Origin of the sequence: Sphingomonas sp. 35-24ZXX (assembly GCF_000786215.1) — a bacterium.
Classification (GTDB): domain Bacteria; phylum Pseudomonadota; class Alphaproteobacteria; order Sphingomonadales; family Sphingomonadaceae; genus Blastomonas.
The window spans coordinates 46982-66880 of the sequence record NZ_JROG01000001.1 but is presented as its reverse complement, the minus strand read 5'-3'; the positions used below and the strand labels follow the sequence as shown (position 1 = coordinate 66880).

Sequence of the window (19899 nt, the reverse complement as noted above, 5' to 3'; positions counted from 1 at the left end):
CTGGGCAACAGGCAAGAGGAACACTCCATGAAAGGCGAACGCAGCGCAGGTGCACGCGGGAAATTCCGGCAGTCGCGGGATGCAGACCTGTCCTTCTCGGTGGTCGAGCAGGGCGAAGACAACCAGATCATCGCGGCGCTCTCGCGGGGGCTCGCGGTGCTCGATGCCTTCAGCCGGGCCGACACGAGCCTCGGCAATGCCGAACTGGCCGCACGCACCGGGTTGACCAAGTCCACCGTGTCGCGGCTGGCCTACACGCTGGCCCGACACAACTACCTCCAGTTCGACCCGCATTCCCGGGAATACCGGTTGGGGGTCGGCGCGATCACACTGGGCGCAGTTGCGCTCGCGATGACCAATGTCCGCACGCTGGCGCTGCCGTTGATGCGCGAACTGGCCGCCGGCAGCCGCTTCAACGTGGGTCTGGGCACGCGTGTGGACCGGCAGATGGTCTACACCGATGCCTGCGAAGGCGACGCCCTGATCTCGCTGCGGCTGCTACCCGGCTCGCGGATACCCATTGCGACCAGTGCGATGGGACGGGCTTATCTGGCCAGACTGACGCCGGGGGAACGCGAAGCGGTGCTTGCAGAGCTTCGGCCCCGCTACGATGACGATTGGCCCACCGTCCTTGCGGGCGTCGATGCCGCCGTCGCCGAATACGAACGCTATGGCTACTGCAGCAGCATCGGCGACTGGCACAAAGACATCAACGGGATCGCGGTGTCGATTGTCACGCCGCCGGGCGAACCCGTCCGCATCTTCAATCTGGGCGGCCCGGCCTACGCGCTATCGGAGGCGGAGCTGCGCGAAACCCATGCGCCGCGACTTCTCGCTGCCGTTCGCACAATCGAGGATGCCCTCGGGATCCATGACGCCCGCTTGCAGGGCGGACCGTGTCGTCAGGAGACAGTCGCTTGAGCGCGCAGATAAGCTGTTCCGGTTCCGGTGTTAAGGGAGCGACGTTCGATGCCCAGGTCGCGCGGGTCAGCGGCGGCCTTGCCGTGCTGGGCATCGGGCCGGGTGACCGCGTGGCCCTGATCCTGCACAACAGCGTCGAGTTCGTTGAAATCACGATGGCGGTTGGCCGGCTGGGGGCCTTCGCGGTGCCGATCAACTGGCACTTCGCCCTTCCCGAGATCGAGATGTTGCTGGACGATTGCGAGCCGGCGGCCATTTTGGTCGGCGCATCGCTGTCGGGCCTTGTTCCGGCGCGCTGGCGCGAACGGGCGACCATCATCCTTGTTCCGCAGGGCGCGGAGGCGGATGCCGAGGCGGATGGAAACCTCTCGTTCCCCGCTTGGCGCGATGCCTCTAGTCCCTACACCGGACCCGAGGCCACCGCCCCGGGCAGCATCGTCTACACCTCGGGGACCACGGGGCGGCCTAAAGGCGTCAAACGGCAGGCCGCAACGCCCGAACAGCGCCGTGCGATGGCAGAGGTCAGGGCCACGCTCTTCCAACTTTCGCCGGAAAGCCGCGTGCTCGTGCCCGGACCGCTCTACCACAGCTTTCCGAACCAGCTTGCGGTGTCGGCCGTGCAGGTCGCGGAACATCTCGAAATCATGCCGCGCTTCGATGCCGAGGGCCTGCTGCGGCTGATCGAACGCGAACGCATCACGACGGTCGGCGTTGCGCCGATCATGTTCGTCCGCCTTCTGCAATTGTCCGAAGACGTGCGTCGTTCGTACGACCTCTCTTCGCTACAATGGGCCATCCACGCTGGCGGCCCCTGCGCGCCCGAGGTGAAGCGGGCCATGCTCGAATGGTGGGGCCCGATCGTCGCCGAGTATTACGGCGGCACGGAAACGGGCCCGCTGACGCTTTGCACCGGGCCCGAATGGCTGAGCCATCCGGGATCGGTCGGAAAGCCGCTCGCGGGGGCGCGCCTTCGCATCGTCGACGCCGCCGGGGACGATGTCCCGCCTGGCCAGCCCGGCGAGATTTACGGCCGGCTCGACGCCTATCCCGACTTCACCTATCACAATGACGAGGAAAAACGTCGAGACGTCGGTGTCGGCGATCTCGTTTCGCTGGGCGACATCGGCTTCCAGGATGCCGAGGGCTACCTCTATCTGTGCGATCGCGCCCGGGACATGATCGTGTCGGGGGGCGTGAACATCTATCCGGCCGAAGTCGAGGGCGCGATCTTCGCGCTTGAGGGCATCGATGACTGCGCCGTTTTCGGAATCCCGGACGCCGAGTTCGGCGAGTCGGTCGTCGCCTATGTGGTGGGCAGTGTCACGGATACGGCGGCCCTGCGCCAGTCGCTGCGGGCCCATGTGGCCGGCTACAAGGTCCCCCGCGACATTGTCGTCGTGCCCTCGCTTGATCGCGATGCATCCGGGAAACTGAAGAAGAACCGGCTGCGCGAGGCCTATCTCTCTCAAGTGGCACAAAAGCGGGAGCAGCCATGTTCGACCTGACCGGACGTGTAACCTTTGTCACGGGCGGCGCCCAGGGAATCGGGCGCGCGATATGCCTGATGCATCATGAGCGCGGCGCGAAAGTCGTCGTCGCCGACAAGAACGTCAATGGTGCGGGCGAAACGCTCCGCCTGATCGAGCAGGCAGGGGGATCGGGGCTGGCCGTGCAGCTTGATGTGTCTTCGGAGGATGCATGGGCAGATGCCATCGAGGCGGTCCGCCAGAACTATGGTCGGCTCGATGCCCTCGTCAACAATGCCGGCTTCATGAAGCCCGCGCCCTTCGAGACCGTGCCCCATGACGACCTCAGGACCAGCCTCGCGGTCAACGCCGAAAGCGTCTTCCTAGGCTGCCGGGCGGCCCTACCGCTGCTGCGCCAGACGGCGGAATCGCAGGGCGTGTCGCCGGCGATCGTGAACATATCGTCGGTCTTCGGCATGATGGCCGGGCCGGCTCATGTGTCCTATTCCGCGAGCAAGGGCGCGATCCGTGGCATGGCGAAGGGGCTGGCTGTCGAACTCGCCCGGCACCAGATCCGAGTCAATACGGTCTTTCCGGGGCCTGCCAACACCGAACTGCTCGCCAATGCGGTTCGCGCCACCGCGGCGGCCGGGAACAATTCACCAGAGGAGCGGATGAATGTCCTGATAAAGGCGCACCCGATGGGCCGCCTCGCCGAACCGGGCGACATCGCGGCCGTTGTGACCTTTCTGTGCACCGATGCCTCGGCCTTCATGACCGGAGCCGAACTCGTCGTCGATGGCGGATTTTCGCTTTTGTAAATCGCGTCTTTGTCCCGCCCTCACAGCACTACGATGATCAGCTCCCTAGGTAGACGATCCAGCTTTCCGCCCCCCAGCCCGGCTGCCGATGTACAGGCATGATCGGGGCAGTGCCGGGCACTCTGAGTAGCGCGACGGAAACAATCGGTTGACGAACAGCCACTTCGCTGAGCTTCGGCGCCCTCCCGAGTGCCCCCCAATCGTCGCGGATGGATATGGATGTGTGTGGACACGTAATGTCCTTTACCTAGTGCATGAGGCTGGGTGAAACTACCTCCTCCTATCCCATCGCATCGGAGCCTTTTTTAGCCTGCTGAGGCACTGTTCGCATCGATTAACCAGGAACGGAAGAGTGCCTCTCCGGCCCCAGCCTAACAGGTTTATTCTTGTGACCTGCTGCTCCATATTTCTACAAGACTCTGAGCGGGCCAGTACGCGAGAAAGGAATGGCGGATTTGCGCGGAAAGCTGACGCTGACATCAACGGCGCTGCATGTCTTGAGTTGGTCGACTGCTGCCAAATGATGATGTTACCTACTGGCATTACAAATGCCGCAAACCTGCTGTATCGGTCGTAGGGTGACGATGGCCGTGTCGCCTGACTGAACTACGTAGGGGGTGCGAGCCGTGAGATATCGTTGGTGGGCGTTTTCGAGTGCCGCAATTCTGGCGTCATTCCAAGTGGCCGCAGCAGCACACGTATCGATCGAAAACATGGCGCAGGACGACGATTCGTTAGCGCGTGAGCGCGACATTCAGGGTGCAAACCCGGACGACACGATTATCGTTTACGGCCGAGCCGTCCAGCAGATCGGCGTCGCCAGATCCGGATCGCAAGGGACGATCGGCTATGCTGATTTCGAAAACCTGCCGATTTCTCGCACCGGCGAGCTCGTGGAGAACGTTCCTGGCGTCATCGCCACGCAGCATTCGGGAACGGGCAAGGCCAACCAGTATTTCCTGCGCGGGTTCAACCTCGACCACGGCACCGATTTTGCCGGTTTCGTTGATGGCGTGCCGATCAATATGCCAACCCACGGACACGGCCAGGGCTATCTCGATTTCAACTTCATCATCCCCGAGACGGTTGAGCGGATCGACTTTCGCAAAGGGCCCTATTTTGCCGATGTCGGCGATTATTCGGCTGCCGGAACTATAGCGTTCAAAACGTATGACACCTTGGAGCCCTTCGCGCAGGCTACGCTCGGAATGTTCGGATATTATCGCGCGACCGCCGCTGGCAGTGCGCCGTTGGCATCCGGAAACCTGCTGGTCGCCATCGACGGCACATTTTCGAACGGGCCATGGCTGCTCGACGAGAACCTGGAGAAATACAACGGCCTGATCAAGTTCAGTACGGGCACGCCAGGCGATGGCTTTTCCGTGCAGTTGAACGGCTATCATGCCCGCTGGGATTCGACGGACCAGATTCCTGAACGCGCAGTGCAAGGCGGGCTGATCGACCGTTTCGGCTTCATCGACGATGATGTCGGCGGCAAGACCACGCGCGTCGGGCTGGTCGCCAATGGCGCATTCGGCGGTCTGAAGCTCAATGCGTTTGCCACCTATTATGACCTGACGCTGACGTCGAACTTCACCTATTTTCTCGACGACCCGTTCAATGGCGACGAGTTTCAACAGGCAGACCGGCGCGCGATTTTTGGAGGAACGGCAAGCCAACGCTGGGAAATGGTGAGCATGCCGCTACCGGTGGTGCTCACGGTCGGCGGAAGCGTCCGATACGACAGGATCGACCGCGTCGGCCTGTTTCGCAGCGCCGAGGCCCGACCGATCGCCACCGTTCGCAGCGACAAGGTCGATGAGCTCGCAGCCGGGCTGTTCGTCGAGGCCGAAGTCAAGCCAACCGACCAGCTACGCGTGTATCTTGGCCTGCGCGGCGACTATCTGGGTTACGATGTCGATGCGGGTCTTGCAGCGAACGCCGGCAGTGGCTCGGATGTCTTGCTGGCGCCCAAGGCAGGGATCGCGTGGCGCGCAGCAGACGGCGTCGAACTCTATGCAAATTATGGCGAGTCCTTCCACACCAACGATGTGCGCGGAGCCACCATCTCGGTCGATCCGGTGTCGGGCCTCCCGGCTGACCGGGTGCCCTTGTTCGCGCGCGCCAAGGGCACCGAGATCGGCGGGCGTATCGAACGCGATACGTTCAACCTGGCCCTGGTGGGCTTTTACCTCGATCTGGAATCCGAACTGGTCTTTGTCGGCGATGCCGGCGCAACTGAGCCCAATGATGCCACGCGGCGCTATGGAGTCGAAGCCAACGCTTTCTGGCGCCCGGTGCCTTGGCTGGCACTGGATGCTGCCTATGCCTACACTTATGCCAGGTTCAGAGGCGTGCCGACAGGTTTGAGGCGTATTCCCGGATCGGTCGCCGAAGTCATTTCAGGCGGTGTCACTGCAAGCCCGGTCGCCGGTCTCGACATAACGCTGCGGGTTCGCCACTTCGGCAGGGCTCCCCTGATTGAAGACGGCTCTGTTTCATCCGACCCGACCACGCTCATCAATCTGGCGGCCTATTACACATTCGGATCGATCCGCATCGGGGCAGAGCTTTTCAACCTGTTCGATGCCCAGGATGCCGACATCACCTATTTTTACGAATCGCAATTGCCTTCGGAAACCGCCTCGGTCGCGGACCGTCACTTTCATCCGGTGGAGCCACGCCAGGTACGGATATTGGCGCGCTGGAGCTTTTGAAGACCGAACTAGCGCTTTTGCAGTCCTCTTCCCGACCGTCCTGCCTTGACGCGCTCTAATGGCAGGTTCTGTCAGGAACAGACCTTCATGTTGGCCAATGCGAACGACTGATTGTGGGTCGGGAGCAGCCGGTTAAAGCGATCGGCTTCGTGGCGCAAGGCTCGCGCTTAATGCCTCATTGCTCCTTGGCTTTCGCATCCAGCCGATGCAAACTGCTTTGCCATGAAAAGTGATTTGCGTTATCGTCGCAAACATGGAACCACTGATGATCCTCCGCAACGACCTGCACGAGTTTGAAGCACTGATTGCTGCCGGCCGCCGCGCCGCCGCCCTCGACGGGCGTCATCTGCTCGGCTGGGGTCTGGCCGCCGCGCTCGCGCTCGCTCTGCAATACGCCGCCGAAGTCGGCGACTGGTTGCCGAGTAGGCTGCTATGGCTGTGGCAGCCGCTCGCACTGTTCGGCTTCGTGGCGGCGATCTTTGTCGCGCCCCGCGGAGCAGGGCGCAGGCTCGGGCATCCGGTGGCGCGTGCCTACACCCTCGCTTTCGGCATCGCCGGTGTGGCGCTGGCCGGTTTCCTCGTAGCGGCAGGCGCAGGCTCGCGTCCGGAAGGACTGGTCGCCATTTTAGTGGTCACCGGAGTGCTTGGCACGGCGTTCATTGCGATCGGTCTCGCGACGCGGTTGCGTTGGATGATGCTGCCGGGTGTCGGCTGGCTTTCGCTCGCAGCCTTCTACGCCATTGAGCAAGCAGTGATCCCGATCGACTGGCTGCGTCTCGCACTCGCCTTCGCAGTGCTGCTTGCGCTCCCAGGCGCTGTCCTGATCGCGAGGGCTGACCGATGAAGCCCTTCGACTACCGCGCACTCGACGAGGTGCTGCACGGCCGGGTGCGTCTCGGTATCATGGCTTTCCTCAAAGGGTCGCGCCAATCGGACTTCGTCGAGCTACGCAAAGCGCTGGAGCTGACCGACGGCAATCTCGCCACTCAGCTGCGCAAGCTTGAGGACCATGGCCACGTCCGCATCGACAAGGGCTATTTCGGCAAACGCACGCGCATGACCGTGACCATCACCGAACAGGGCGACACGGCGCTCGATGCCTATCTCGACCGACTGCGAAGTCTGTTCCCCGACGGCTGATTAAGCCAGCCCACACTGAACCGGAGACCAAGATGACGAAACGTTGGCTAATGCTGGCGGCCGCGCTGGTGCTTTGCATTCTCGGCGGATGCGCCGGGCACGGTAAGAAGGTCGCGCTTCCTGCATCGCCAGCACCCTATACAGAGACCCTGAGCGAAGAGCGCTGGCGTGATGCCGCCCAATCTGGCCGCAAGACGCTGGAGGAAGCCCGTGTCCGCTATGGCCTGCCGGCGCTGTCGGTTGCTGTCGCCTATGACGGCGAGGTCGTTTGGGCAGCGGCGAGTGGCTGGCGCGATCTTGAAAGCCGCACGCCCGCGAGCCTCGCCACGCGCTACCGCATCGGCAGCACGTCAAAGGCCTTGACCGCAACAGCGCTCGCCCGGCTGGTGGACAAGGGCGCGATGAGCCTCGACGCACCCGCCAGCACTTGGACGAGCGACCTGCCGAACCAGCAGTGGTTCGCGCTCACCCCGCGCCAGCTCGCCTCACACACCGCCGGCATCGTAGATTACGACCAGAACCGCGACCTCGCCGGCCTGTTCCACTCGATCCGCGAGCGCAAGCAGTTCGACAGCATCAACGATGCGCTCTCGGTTTTCGACGGCAATAAGCTCAAGTTCGCGCCCGGCACGGCCTTCCGCTACACGAGCTTTGACTTCGTCTTGTTCTCGGCCCTTATGGAAAGGGCAAGCGGCACAGCGTTCCTCGACCTTCTCGACCGCGAGCTCTCTCACCCGCTCGGCACCACCAGCCTATCGGCCGACTACCAGGACCGCGCAGTGCCTGATCGGGCGACCTTCTACTGGCGCAAGGACGGCGTCCTGAAGCCGTGGGGGGGAGTCAACCACAGCTACAAATGGGCCGGCGGCGGTCTAATCGCTTCGTCGAGCGACCTCGCAAGGATCGGATCGGCGTGGCTCGATCCGGCCTACATCATCCCCGCCACGCGCGATGCGTTCTGGACGCCGCAGAAGCTGGCGAACGGCGAAGTCAACGAACAGAGCTATTCGATCGGCTGGCGTGCCAATCCTAACAGGCGCCTGCTGGGGGAGGACAACCCTGTCTGGAACGTGCATCACGGCGGCGTCTCGAAGGGCGCCTACAGCTGGCTGGTGGTCTACCCGGAAAAGCGCCTCGTCGTTGCGCTCAACGCCAATGCCCGGCTCGACGACTTCGGTGACTTCAGGGTGATCGAGCAGGCGGTAAGTCGATCGTTCCTCACCATACTGAGCGAAGGGGCATAGTGCTGCACGCGAGGCCGTCTTCGTAGTTCGCTCTCAGGCTGCTATCGTCTTATCCGGACATAAACTGTCCCGATCCGAATGACCGCCCCTAGGTCGAGGGCTGCCGTTGCCGAGTGGCAGATCGTACGTCCGCTCTCCACCACTCGCCACCCAAAAACCGTCATTCAGCTAACGGCCCAATTCCAGCCTTTAGCCTCGAGCTAGCTGTGGAAACTTAGGCCGGAGAACCTTCGCCCCATCCTTGAGTTGGTCGAGATGATCGGACCAATGCTGCATCATACGCACCCGCTCTTCCCAATACTGCCCGCGCGTATAAGCCCTCCGCACGGCATTGGCTTCCACGTGGGCAAGTTGTCGCTCGATGGCGTCACTGTTCCAGGTTCCCATCTCATTGAGTAGTGTGGCTGCCATGGCGCGAAAGCCGTGCGCGGTCATTTCGTCCTTTGTGTAACCCATTCTACGCAACGCGCCGTTGATGGTGTTGTCCGACATTGGTCGATTGACTGACCGCAATGATGGAAAAAGATAGATGCTATAGGCTGCGTCGTGCTCGATCTGGCGCAAGATTTCCAAAGCTTGGCGCGATAACGGCACCGCGTGGGGCCTGCGCATCTTCATCTTGTGCGCAGGGATCGTCCAAACCTTACGGCCAAAATCGAACTCCGCCCATTCGGCATGACGAAGCTCGCCAGGACGAACAAAAACGTGGGCGAGGAGCTGCATGGCGATCCGGGTCAGAACATCGCCCTCGTAGTCATCAATTGATCGTAACAAAGCCCCTGCTTCGTTCGGCGTGGTGATCGCAGCGCGGTGCACAACCTTGGGCGTCACCAGCGCGCCACGAAGATCAGCGCACACGTCGCGCTCGGCCCGCGCCGTTGCGATGGCAAAACGGAAAACCTGACTGCAGGTGGTCCGCACGCTTGTTGCGGTATAGTACCGCTTGGTCCGCTCGATTTTCTTAAGTGCAACCAGAACCTCATGGGCCGTGATCTTCGATATCGGTCGCCGCCCGATGGTGGGCGTCACCAGACCAAGTTGCCACTCGTACTTCTTGATCGATGCAGCGGCTCTGTCCTCGAGCTTGACCTTCTCCAACCATTCGGCTGCCACAAACTCAAAGGAGTTGGACGCCGCAACGCTGTCAGCGATTTTGTCCAGCTTGGCCTGGTCGACCGGATCGATGCCGTCTGCGATCAAGCGTCGGGCCTCAATGAGGCGCTGCCTGGCGTCTGCCAGACTGACTTCCGGATATCGGCCAAACGACACCGTCCGCTGGCTACCGAAATGACGGTAGTTCATCCGCCAGTATTTTGTGCCGCTGGGCTTCACCAGAAGGTACATTCCGTCCCGATCAGACAGCTTGTAATCGATGGTTTTCGGCTTTGCGCGCGCAATTGAAGCCGCTGTAAGCCCCGGTTTTCTGGCACTTCCCGCCATTGTGATGGACCTTTCGCCAGCAAGTTTTGCTGCAGGTCCATCAAAAACCCCATCAAACGGCTAATGTGCAGGGGAACATTACTGGAACTGCTGGGAAAGCATATCACAAAAAAGCGCTAAAAAAACAGCTGCTTAAGCGACGTTTTCGGACCTCCTGAGAGAGGCCTTGGAGCGGGTAGAGGGAATCGAACCCTCATAGCCAGCTTGGAAGGCTGGAGCTTTACCACTAAGCTATACCCGCACACGTGGTCGCGTTCGCGATGCGAGGGCGCTCATGCCACTTGCCAGTTGTATCGTCAATATCTGGTTTGCACCCCTGCGGTGAGGCGCGGTGCGGCCCCCTGCCCTATTGCTGGTCCAGCCAGTGCTTGAGCAGGTCGTGCGCGATCGCGAACGGCGGCGGGGCGATGAACGGCGCGCTGTCGTCGCCCGCCATCGCGGCGCGCACCTCGGCCGCGCTGAACCAGCCTGCTTCCTCGATCTCGGTGGTGTCGAGCGTCAGCTCGTCGCTCAGCGCCTCGCTGGTGCAGGCGATCATCAGCGATGACGGGAACGGCCAGGGCTGGCTGGCGACATAGCGCACGTTGCGCACGCGGATGCCGGCTTCTTCCCAAAGCTCGCGCGCGACGGCCTCTTCCAGCCCCTCGCCCGGCTCGACGAACCCCGCCAGGGCCGAAAAACGGCGCGGGGGAAAGCGCGGCTGACGCCCGAGCAGCACCTTGCCCTGATATTCGGACAGCATGATCGTCACCGGATCGACGCGGGGGAAATGCTCCGCGCCGCAACCGGTGCAAGTGCGCGACCATCCGCCCTTGCTCATCGCGCTGCCTGCCCCGCACAGCGAGCAGAAGCGGTGCCGCGCGTGCCAATCGACCAATGTGCGCGCGCCGCCATAGAGCGCCAGCTCCTCGGCGGGCAGGCTGGCGAGCACCTGCCAGACGCGCGGGTTGTAATGCAGGCCGGAGCCGGGATTGCCGCGCTGCAGCTCGGCAAAATGCGCCTTGTCGTCGATCAACCCGAGAAAGATCAGCTCGCTGTCGGGCGCGGCATCGGCCAGGCTTCGCCACGCCAGCCTGCCATCGATCCCCACCGGCGGGTCCAGCCCCTCGAGCGTGAGCAGCCGGGCCTTCCAGTTCATGTACCCGGCTAGCCGATCCGGATCGACACGCACCTGATCGGCACGATCGATCTGCCCCCCAGTCAGCGCCGGGGCAATCAATGACAGCGACATATCGGTTTCCCCCTGGCCTGCCGGTCAGCCCATCGCCTGCAGCTGGTCGTAGACCATCTTGGGGAACTCGCGCTGGAAGGGATAGGTTTCGGCCGGCATGTACTGGGTATAGCCCGATGCGCGGAAGCCGCGGACATGATCGACGAACGCCACGGTGCCTGCCGCGCCGCCCCAGCCATAGGTGCCTGCGGGTCCCTTGTCATTGCCCAGCCCCACGCGGCCGCCCGCGCCAAAGCCCTGGCCTTCGACCCAGGTGCCCTTGGTGACGGCAGTGCTGGGCAGCAGGTTCGACATGCCCATCAGCGCGGTCGCTTCGGACATCACGCGCTTGCCATCGAGCTGGCCCTTGCCGACCAGCATCGCGAGGAACCGGTCATAGTCATGCGCGGTGCTGACCAGCCCGGCGCCGCCGAACGGAAACGCGGGCGGTGTGGTGAAGATGCTGTCCTGCGCCGGATCGACGGGAATGAGCGCACCCGAGAAGGGAACATAATTGGTGCTGAGGCGCGCGACCTCGCTCTGCGGGACCATCCAGTAGCTGCTCTTCATGCCCAGCGGATCGAACAGGTTCTTCTGGAAGAACGCGCCCAGTTCCATGCCAGAGGCAACCTGGATCACATAGCCCAGCAGGTCGAGCCCGATCGAATAGCTCCAGATCGTGCCCGGCTCGGCGATCAGCGGCAACGAGGCGACACGGCGGGCGAACTCGTCGATCGGCGGCGTGGGTGCGGGCATCGGGAAGCCCGGGATCGGCGTCTTGCTGACGGCCGCAGGGTTGATGCCCAGCCTGTTATACTCTTCGAGCAGCGGCCCCTTGGTGACGATGTTGTAGCCAAGGCCCGCGGTATGCGTCATCAGGTGGCGCGGCGTGATCAGCGTCTTGGCGGGTACGGCATCCAGGCTGTTGGCCGGATCGGTCAGCACCTTCATGTTGGCAAATTCGGGGATCAGCTCGGCAATCGGCTGATCGAGCCCCAGCTTGCCCTGTTCGATCAGCATCATCGCGGCCATGCCGGTGATCGGCTTGGTCATCGAATAGACCCGCCACAGGGAATTGGCATCGACCGGAACGGGAATGTCGAGCGCGAGATTACCCGCGCCGATCAGCGCTGCCGGCTGCGCGCCGAAGCCGATCGAGACCAGCATGCCGGCGACCTTTTTGCTGCTGACATAGTCTTCCACCTGTTTGCGGATCAGCGCGAAATCACCCGTTGCCATCGCGCGGGCATAGCCGGGCATCGCGGCGAACAGGCCGAGCAGTCCTGCCGAACCCAGCATGTGGCGACGGCTCAACTGCGGCATCTGGCTCAAAACCTTCGACATATCATACTCCCGTTGTTCCGGACCGGCGCATTGCGCCGCCCGGCTTTATCGATGCTGAATGGCGATCGCCGCGGCCTTGGCGAACAGCGTCGGCAGACCCGCCTCAGCAATCTCCTCCACCGGCCACCAGACGGCACCATTCAGGTTTTCAATGGCAACCTTATCGATTTGAGGGCCGCGATAAAGCGCCAATGCAAGCCCGAGCGAAAAATGCGTGAAGACATGCGCCACCGCGGCATCGATCCGCTGCCACTGTCCCGTCACCGGTGGCTGCGCATTGCCATCGCTGCGGGCCGACCAGCCATCATCGGGCAATGCCCGCATGCCGCCGAGTATACCACTACCCGGCCGCTGGATCAGCAGCACCCGACCATCCTGCTCGATCCACCAGGCGGTGCCGATACGCTGCGGCCGCGCCTTCTTGGGCGGCTTGACCGGAAGCGATTCGGCAATGCCAGCGCCGCGCGCCGCGCAGTGCTGCGCCAATGGGCAGAGCAGGCACGATGGGCTGCGCGGCGTGCAGATGGTCGCGCCCAGGTCCATCATCGCCTGGGCGAAATCGCCGGGCCGGGCGGCCGGGGTGATATCGGACACGCATGCTCGGATCTGGATGCGGGCGGCCGGCAGCGGCGTCTCGATCGCAAACAGCCGGGCGGTTACCCGTTCGACATTGGCATCGACCACCGCCGAGGGCCGGTCGAACGCGATCGCTGCCACGGCGGCCGCGGTATAATCGCCGATGCCCGGCAACGCGCGCAAACCGGCTTCGGTATCGGGAAAGCGGCCCTGATGGTCTGTGGCAATCGCTCGGGCGCAGGCGATGAGATTACGCGCGCGGGCATAATAGCCCAGCCCCGCCCAGGCGGCGAGCACGTCTGCATCGGGCGCGGCGGCGAGCGCCTCGACATTGGGCCAGCGGCTGGTGAAGCGCTCGAAATAGCCGGTGACCGCAGCCACGGTGGTCTGCTGCAGCATCACCTCGGACAGCCAGACGCGGTACGGGTCTGGGCGCACCCCTGCCCGGCGGTCAGAGGGCGAAACGCGCCACGACAGGTTGCGGGCATGGGTGTCGTAATGCGCCAGCAGCGCCCCTGCGATCGCCCCCGGCTTCGGTTCATCCACAATTTTCTCGCGACACTCGACGGGCATGGCCCGGCTATGCCATGGTCGGCTGCGATATGGAACGCGATAAGCCCACCGCTGTAAAGCCGCGCAAGAAGACCGCGCAGGCTCCGGCGCGCCCTGCGCGAATGCGTGGCGGCGAGGCGCGCGGTATCGCCGATCTGATCCCAGCGATCGGCGAGACCAGCTTTCGCAAGTTCGGTTTCATCCAGAGTTCGCTGCTCAGCCGCTGGGCCGAAATCGCGGGCCCCCGCTACGCCAGCATGGCCAGCCCCGAATCGATCGCCTTCGCGCGCGGCAAGAAGGCCGAAGGCACGCTGCATCTCGTCGTCACCAGCGCGACGGCGATCTTCATGCAGCATGCCGAGCCCGAGATCATATCGCGGGTTAACCGCTTCTTCGGCTATGAGGCCGTGGCGCGCATCCGCTATCGCCACGGCGCACTGACCCGCCCGAAGCGACCCGAGCCGCGTCCGGCAACGCCGCCCTCGCTCAAGCCGATCAGCATTGCGCCTGCCGACGGGCTGAAGCCGATTGGCGACCCCGAATTGCAGACCGTGCTGGAACGCCTTGCGCGCTCCATGGAAGAGAAGGAAGCGCGCGAGGCCGCCGCGACCCTGGCCGCCGACCGTGCAGCCCCTGTTCAGCTGAAAAGCGACAATCTGAAACCCGTGCGCCTGTTTGCGCCGCCACCATCCGATGAGGTTCATTGATGACTGCGCCCTCGCGCCCTCTGCTTGCTCTTTCCGCCATCGCCCTTGCTGCCGCCAGTGCTCTTTTCACGGGCGAACCGGGGACGGCGCAGACCGCGGCTGCCACCGCATGGGCCGACAAGGTCAGCCAGAGCCAGGTCGGCGGGCATGTGCGCGGCAATGTCGCTGCGCCGCAGAAGATCGTCGAATACATGAGCTACACCTGCCCGCATTGCGCTGCGTTCGAGCAGGAATCGAACCCGGCGCTGGCGACGGGATTCATCGCCAATGGGAAGACCAGCATCGAGGTGCGCAATTTCATCCGCGATCCGGTCGACCTGACCGTTGCACTGCTGGCGCGCTGCGGCGAGCCGCGCAGCTTCTTCCGTCGCCACAAGGGGCTGCTCGCCAGCCAGAAAACCTGGCTGGGCAAGGCCGGCAGCCTGGGCCGCGAAGGCCAGGCGGCCTGGTATCAGGGCGATACCAGCACCCGGCTGCAGCGGATCGCCAGCGACCTTGGCCTCTATGACGAATTGCGCCGCCACGCCCCGCTCGCCACCGATGCGCAGATCAATGCCTGCCTGATCAACAAGGCCGAGCAGAACAAGGTGCTGGCGATGACCAAGTTCGCGACCGAAACCGTCAAGGTGCAGGGCACCCCCAGCTTCACCCTCAACGGCAAGCTGCTCGCCGATGTCTATGACTGGAAAAGTCTGGAACCGCTGCTGGCCAGCCGCTAGAGCACAACCCGTTTTCACGTTCATCGCAAGGACCAAGCCTGTATGAAGCGTATTGCCAGCCTGATCGCCCTGCCCCTGATGCTGTCGCTCGCCGCCTGTGGCGGAGAGGCCGATACCGGTGCCGAGGGTGCCGCCAGCGGCGAGCCGATTGCCGCCATTCCCGCGCCCGCCGGCAAGAACTGGTCCGAAACGGTGACCAAGACCGACAAGGGTTATTATGTCCTTGGCAACCCCGAAGCGCCGATCAAGCTGGTCGAATATGCCTCGCTGACCTGCAGCCACTGCGCCGACTTTGCCGAGACCGCGTTTGCGACGATCCGCGACAAATATGTCGCCAGCGGCCGGGTGAGCTTCGAACTGCGCAATTTCGTGCGCGAGCCGCTCGATCTCACCGCATCGATGCTGACCCGCTGCGGCCCGGACGAGAGCTATTTCGCGCTGACCGAGCAGGTGCTCGCCAACCAGGCCGATATCTTCACCAAGGCGCAGGCGATGGGCCAGCAGCGGTTCGAGGCCGTTCTCGCGCTGCCCGACAACCAGCGCTACGTGGCGCTCGCCGAAGGCACGGGCCTGACCGACTTCTTCGCGCAGCGCGGCATCTCGCGCGATCAGGCCAACCAGTGCCTGACCAATATCGATACCGCGCGCGCGCTGGCCGACAACACCGGCATCGCCACCCGCGAAGACAAGATCCAGGGCACGCCCACCTTCTTCCTCAACGGCCGTCAGGTCGAATTCACCGGCTGGCCGGCGCTGGAAACCGAGATCCAGGCGATGGGAGCGCGCTGACGCATCAATGGACGAAGGGGGGTTGATCGTTGACGAGAACGGCGCGGTGGCAACACCCGGTCCGCCGGTCAACGCCCCCGCCTTCACCGCCCCCATGCGGTTCCGGCGGCTGAAGCTCAGCGGCTTCAAGAGCTTCGTCGAACCGGCCGAACTGCGCATCGAACCCGGGCTCACCGGGATCGTCGGCCCCAATGGCTGCGGCAAATCCAATCTGCTCGAGGCCATTCGCTGGGTGATGGGCGAAAGCTCCGCCAAGTCGATGCGCGGCGGCGGCATGGAAGACGTGATCTTCGCCGGAACCGCGACCCGCCCGGCGCGCAACTTTGCCGAGGTCTCCCTGCTCACCGAAGTCAGCCAGCCGGTTCTGGCAGCCATGTCGGTCGAGGATGGCGAGCTCGAAGTTATCCGCCGGATCGAACGCGGTGCAGGCAGCGCCTATCGCGCCAATGGCCGCGACGTGCGCGCCAAGGACGTTGCGCTGCTGTTCGCCGATGCCGCCACCGGAGCGCACAGCCCTGCCCTGGTCAGCCAGGGGCGGATCGCGGCGGTCATTTCCGCGCGCCCAGTCGAGCGGCGCCAGATGCTCGAGGAGGCAGCCGGCATCGCCGGGTTGCACGTCCGCCGCAAGGATGCCGAGCAGAAGCTGCGCGCGACCGAGGGCAATCTGGAGCGGTTGCAACAGGTGCTGGGCGATATGGAGGCGCGCGCTGCGACACTGACGCGGCAGGCACGCGCGGCTGAACGCTATCGTGCGCTCAGCCAGCAGATTGCGGTAGCAGAGGCACGCGCTTTGTTCGCCCGCTGGCGCACGGCCGCCAATGCCGCCAAACAGGCCCGCGCCGAAGCGGCTGCGGCAGACACCGCCGTCGAAGCTGCGCAACAGGCGCAAACCGAGGCTCAGGCGCAGCAAAGGCAGGCGATCGAAGCGCTCGCGGATGCGCGCAGCGCGCTGCAATCGGCGCGCGAGGCGAGCCAATCGCTCTCGCACCGCCTTGCCACCCTGGTGGCAGAGCGCGACGCTGCCCTGCAGCGCCTGGCCGATCTCGACCGGCAGCAGGCGCGCATCGCCGAAGACAGCGCGCGCGAGGACCGGCTGACCCACGATGCGACCGCTGCGCTTGAGCGGCTGGAGGCGGAAAATACGCGGGTCCAGGCCGATATCGCCGCCGAGGAATCGCGAGGCCCTGCCCTCGTCCATGCGCAGGACAATGCCGAACGCGCCGTTCGCGAGTCCGAGGTCGCACTGGCGCAGGCGCGCGCCGAACTCGCGCGCGCAGACGCTGACATCAAGGTCGCCCAGGCGGCGCTTGCCACCGCAGAAGCCCGCGATCGCCGTGCGGCCGACGAACTGGCGCGGACCCTGGCGCAACTCGCGGCCCTGGGCGATGCGGCAGAGCTGGAAACGCTGCGTGACGAGGCGCAGGCCGATTGCACGCGTCTGGCGGCGGACAAGGCGAGCGCTGCGACAGCGCTGGCGCAGGCCCAATCGGGCCGCGATGCGCTGGTCGACGCCCGCGATGCTGCGCAGACCGAGCTCGCGGCGCTGCGCGCCGAACTCAATGCGATGACGCGCGAGATCGACGCACTGGCCCGTGACCTGGCCAAGAAGCCTGGCGGGGCCGAGCGCGCACTCGATCAGGTGCAGGCGGACAAGGGTTATGAAAAGGCGCTCGCCGCAGCCTTGGGCGAGGACCTGAGCGCTGCGATCGGGAGCGCCAAGGGCGATGGCCGTTTCTGGACCGGCAGCGAAGGTCCGGCGGATCGTCCTGCGCTTGGCCATGGCACTGTCTGGCTGAGCGATCATGTCCGCGCACCCGATGCGCTGACGGCCCGGCTGTCACTGATCATGGTGGCGGATGCCGATGACGGACAATCATTGTCGCCCGGGGTCCGGCTGGTGACGCGCGATGGGCGAATGCGGCGGTGGGACGGGTTTGTATCGGTCGGCGATGGCGCAAGTGCGGCGGAACGGCTCGAGCGGCGCACGCGGCTGAGCGAGCTGGAAGCGGCCCGACCAGACCTCGCCGATCGACTTGCTGCGGCTGAGACAGCGCTTGCCGTGGGCCAGCAGCAGCTGGCCGCGCTGCAATCGCAGATCGCAGACCAGACCCGTGCGCTCAATGCTGCCGAAGCCGCCGAACGCCAGGCGCTGCGGGACCGCGACCAGGCCGAACATGCCCTGCAACGCGACGCCGAGCGCCGCGACGATCTGTCCGAGCGGATCGAGCGATTGGCGGCGGATGCGCAAAGCGCGCAGGCCGACCTGCAGGCAGCCCAGGCTGCCCGCTCCGCCCTACCCGATGGCGCGGTGCAGCGCGAACAGGTGGCGCTGCTGACCGATCGCACCCAGACATCCCAGACCGCGCTACGGTCGGCGATGGCGGCTATCGCCGCGCAGGCGCAGGCGGTGTCGGCGCTGCGCGAGCGCCGGGCGAGCGTGCGCGCCGAGATCAAGGGCTGGCAGGGCCGATCGGGGGAGGCTGCGCAGCGGCTGCGCGACATGCAGGCTCGTGCCGCCGAACTGGCTGAGGAGCGCGGCACGATCGCTGGCCGACCCGAAATACTGGCGCAGGATATCGCGCACCTCGAGCAGGCAGCCATGGAGGCCCGCGCTGCTCAAGCAGCAGCAGAAGCTTCGTCACAGACGACTGAAAAGGCACTGGCCGAGGCCGAGCGCCTCGCCTCAACTACCGCCGAGACCCTGGCGCTCGCGCGCGAGCAGCGTGCCGGCGCCAGCGCGCGCGCCGAGCATCAGGACCAGCGCCGCATCGAGTTGGCGCAGGGCTGCGGCGAGCGCTTCCAATGCCCCCCGCCGGTGCTGCCCGAGCGCTTCGACTTCGATCCCGAACACGTCGCCGCACCCGAGGCCGAGACGGCGGAACACGACCGTCTGCACGAGGCGCGCGAACGGCTGGGCGCGGTCAATCTGATCGCTGCCGACGAGCTGGCCGCGCTGGAAAGCGAGATGGCGACGATCCGCACCGAACATGAGGAGCTGGTCGAAGCGATTGCGCGGCTGCGCGGCTCAATCGGCGCGCTCAACCGCGAAGGACGACAGCGGCTGCTGGCCGCCTTCGCCACCGTCGATGGCCATTTCCGCACCCTGTTCGCGCGGCTGTTCAACGGCGGCAAGGCACATCTGGAACTGATCGACAGCGACGATCCGCTCGAGGCGGGGCTCGAAATCATGGCCCAGCCGCCGGGCAAGCGGCTGTCATCGCTGACCTTGCTGTCCGGGGGTGAGCAGGCCTTGACTGCGGTCGCGCTGATCTTCGGCCTGTTCCTCACCAACCCCGCGCCGATCTGCGTGCTCGACGAGGTCGACGCGCCGCTCGACGACGCGAACATCGACCGCTTCTGTGACCTTCTCGACCACATGGCGGTGGTCACCGACACGCGCTACCTGATCGTCACCCACAATGCCGTCACCATGAGCCGCATGCACCGCCTGTTCGGCGTGACCATGGTCGAGCAAGGCGTGAGCCGCCTGGTCTCGGTCGATCTGGGCGGCGCGGTGGATCTGCTCGCGGCGGAATGAATTGACAAAAGGGGATTTTGTAGTTACATAAATGAGACGACCCACATGTTTTAGGAGGCTCCCCATGGACTACCACAACCAGATGCTACCACCCGGCATCGTTGCCAGGAACTTGGGAAATGAAAGTATTCTACGACAGCGTTAAGCGTGAAAAGACGCTAAGCGAGCGCCAGCTCGATTTTGCCCGATTCAACGAGGTCATTGAGGGTCCGACTTTCACACAAGAGGACACTCGGTATGATTATCCAGAACCCAGGTATCAAACTTACGGGCTTTTGGATGGAAGATTGGTAATGGTAGCGTGGACTCCGATCCCGCATGGCGCTCGTGTCATCTCCATGAGGAAATGCAATGAGCGAGAGCAAGCCAAATTTAACAGCCGACTGGGATGACGACGATCTGCCCGAATGGACCGACGATCAGTTTGATCGGGCGGAGTTGCGGATCGGCGGCAAGCTCATCCGCCCCGCCGATGGCACCCTTACCAAGCCCGGACGGCCCAAGTCGGAGAACCCCAAGCAGCAAGTGACCCTGCGGTTGGACAGCGCGGTGCTGGAGGGCTTTCGCGCCACCGGCCCGGGGTGGCAGAGCCGGATCAACGCCGAACTGCGCAAGGCCCTGAAGCTCGACGGCTAAGCCAACCTACCCGGCCCCGGCGGCTGCCACTGGACAAATGTTCAGGCGGGCGTGCTGATCGTCACAGACTATTGTCCCT

17 protein-coding genes and 1 tRNA gene are annotated in these 19899 nt (G+C 64.3%); 13 read left to right on the top strand and 5 right to left on the bottom strand.

Annotation, left to right across the window (positions count from 1 at the left end; all coding sequences use genetic code 11):
* The first annotated feature begins 27 nt into the window (after positions 1 to 27).
* The 7 genes from LI72_RS00300 to LI72_RS00270 all read left to right on the top strand — a co-directional run bounded on the left by LI72_RS00300 (position 28) and on the right by LI72_RS00270 (position 8309).
* Positions 28 to 921 (top strand): IclR family transcriptional regulator, encoded by an 894-nt coding sequence (locus tag LI72_RS00300; protein ID WP_052129348.1) that lies wholly within the window; start codon positions 28 to 30, stop codon positions 919 to 921.
* Positions 918 to 2426 (top strand): AMP-binding protein, encoded by a 1509-nt coding sequence (locus tag LI72_RS00295; protein WP_052129347.1) that lies wholly within the window; start codon positions 918 to 920, stop codon positions 2424 to 2426. Before LI72_RS00300 ends, LI72_RS00295 begins: the two co-directional genes overlap by 4 nt.
* Complete coding sequence (locus LI72_RS00290) at positions 2414 to 3208, top strand: SDR family NAD(P)-dependent oxidoreductase (protein ID WP_033923917.1); 795 nt, start codon at positions 2414 to 2416, stop codon at positions 3206 to 3208. The genes LI72_RS00295 and LI72_RS00290 overlap by 13 nt, the downstream gene beginning before the upstream one ends.
* 680 nt (positions 3209 to 3888) lie before the next feature.
* On the top strand, positions 3889 to 5925 hold the full coding sequence (locus LI72_RS00285) for a TonB-dependent receptor (protein ID WP_231562312.1): 2037 nt from the start codon (positions 3889 to 3891) through the stop codon (positions 5923 to 5925).
* Between the two features lie 253 nt (positions 5926 to 6178).
* The gene (locus tag LI72_RS00280; protein ID WP_033923916.1) at positions 6179 to 6769 is read left to right on the top strand and encodes a hypothetical protein; all 591 of its coding nucleotides are present in this window, start codon (positions 6179 to 6181) and stop codon (positions 6767 to 6769) included.
* Positions 6766 to 7065, top strand: a complete 300-nt coding sequence (locus tag LI72_RS00275; protein WP_033923915.1) for a winged helix-turn-helix domain-containing protein — start codon at positions 6766 to 6768, stop codon at positions 7063 to 7065. Before LI72_RS00280 ends, LI72_RS00275 begins: the two co-directional genes overlap by 4 nt.
* A 32-nt stretch (positions 7066 to 7097) precedes the next feature.
* Positions 7098 to 8309 (top strand): serine hydrolase domain-containing protein, encoded by a 1212-nt coding sequence (locus LI72_RS00270; RefSeq protein ID WP_081984481.1) that lies wholly within the window; start codon positions 7098 to 7100, stop codon positions 8307 to 8309.
* 189 nt (positions 8310 to 8498) lie between these two features.
* Here the strand turns inward: LI72_RS00270 and LI72_RS00265 are convergent, their stop codons facing one another.
* The 5 genes from LI72_RS00265 to LI72_RS00245 all read right to left on the bottom strand — a co-directional run bounded on the left by LI72_RS00265 (position 8499) and on the right by LI72_RS00245 (position 13452).
* Positions 8499 to 9749, bottom strand: coding sequence for a tyrosine-type recombinase/integrase (locus LI72_RS00265; RefSeq protein WP_033923913.1), 1251 nt, complete (start codon positions 9747 to 9749; stop codon positions 8499 to 8501).
* A gap of 167 nt (positions 9750 to 9916) precedes the next feature.
* Positions 9917 to 9990: transfer RNA gene (locus LI72_RS00260), tRNA-Gly, on the bottom strand.
* Between the two features lie 105 nt (positions 9991 to 10095).
* Positions 10096 to 10980, bottom strand: coding sequence for an NAD(+) diphosphatase (gene nudC, locus LI72_RS00255; protein ID WP_033923912.1), 885 nt, complete (start codon positions 10978 to 10980; stop codon positions 10096 to 10098).
* A 24-nt stretch (positions 10981 to 11004) separates the two neighbouring features.
* Positions 11005 to 12303: a serine hydrolase domain-containing protein gene (locus LI72_RS00250; protein ID WP_033923911.1), complete on the bottom strand. Its 1299-nt coding sequence runs from the start codon at positions 12301 to 12303 to the stop codon at positions 11005 to 11007.
* 45 nt (positions 12304 to 12348) lie between these two features.
* A complete protein-coding gene (locus tag LI72_RS00245) occupies positions 12349 to 13452 on the bottom strand; it encodes an A/G-specific adenine glycosylase (protein WP_052129346.1) in 1104 nt (367 codons plus the stop codon).
* A gap of 29 nt (positions 13453 to 13481) precedes the next feature.
* Between LI72_RS00245 and LI72_RS00240 the strand changes: the two genes are divergently transcribed.
* The 6 genes from LI72_RS00240 (at position 13482) to LI72_RS00220 (ending at position 19820) form a co-directional block, all read left to right on the top strand.
* Complete coding sequence (locus tag LI72_RS00240) at positions 13482 to 14138, top strand: DUF721 domain-containing protein (protein WP_231562311.1); 657 nt, start codon at positions 13482 to 13484, stop codon at positions 14136 to 14138.
* Positions 14138 to 14857: a DsbA family protein gene (locus tag LI72_RS00235; protein WP_033923910.1), complete on the top strand. Its 720-nt coding sequence runs from the start codon at positions 14138 to 14140 to the stop codon at positions 14855 to 14857. The genes LI72_RS00240 and LI72_RS00235 overlap by 1 nt, the downstream gene beginning before the upstream one ends.
* 42 nt (positions 14858 to 14899) lie before the next feature.
* The gene (locus LI72_RS00230) at positions 14900 to 15646 is read left to right on the top strand and encodes a thioredoxin domain-containing protein (RefSeq protein WP_033923909.1); all 747 of its coding nucleotides are present in this window, start codon (positions 14900 to 14902) and stop codon (positions 15644 to 15646) included.
* A 94-nt stretch (positions 15647 to 15740) separates the two neighbouring features.
* Positions 15741 to 19184: an AAA family ATPase gene (locus tag LI72_RS00225; protein ID WP_033924256.1), complete on the top strand. Its 3444-nt coding sequence runs from the start codon at positions 15741 to 15743 to the stop codon at positions 19182 to 19184.
* 119 nt (positions 19185 to 19303) lie between these two features.
* Positions 19304 to 19576: a BrnT family toxin gene (locus LI72_RS19250; protein ID WP_081984480.1), complete on the top strand. Its 273-nt coding sequence runs from the start codon at positions 19304 to 19306 to the stop codon at positions 19574 to 19576.
* Positions 19536 to 19820, top strand: coding sequence for a BrnA antitoxin family protein (locus LI72_RS00220; protein ID WP_033923908.1), 285 nt, complete (start codon positions 19536 to 19538; stop codon positions 19818 to 19820). Before LI72_RS19250 ends, LI72_RS00220 begins: the two co-directional genes overlap by 41 nt.
* Positions 19821 to 19899 lie beyond the last annotated feature (79 nt).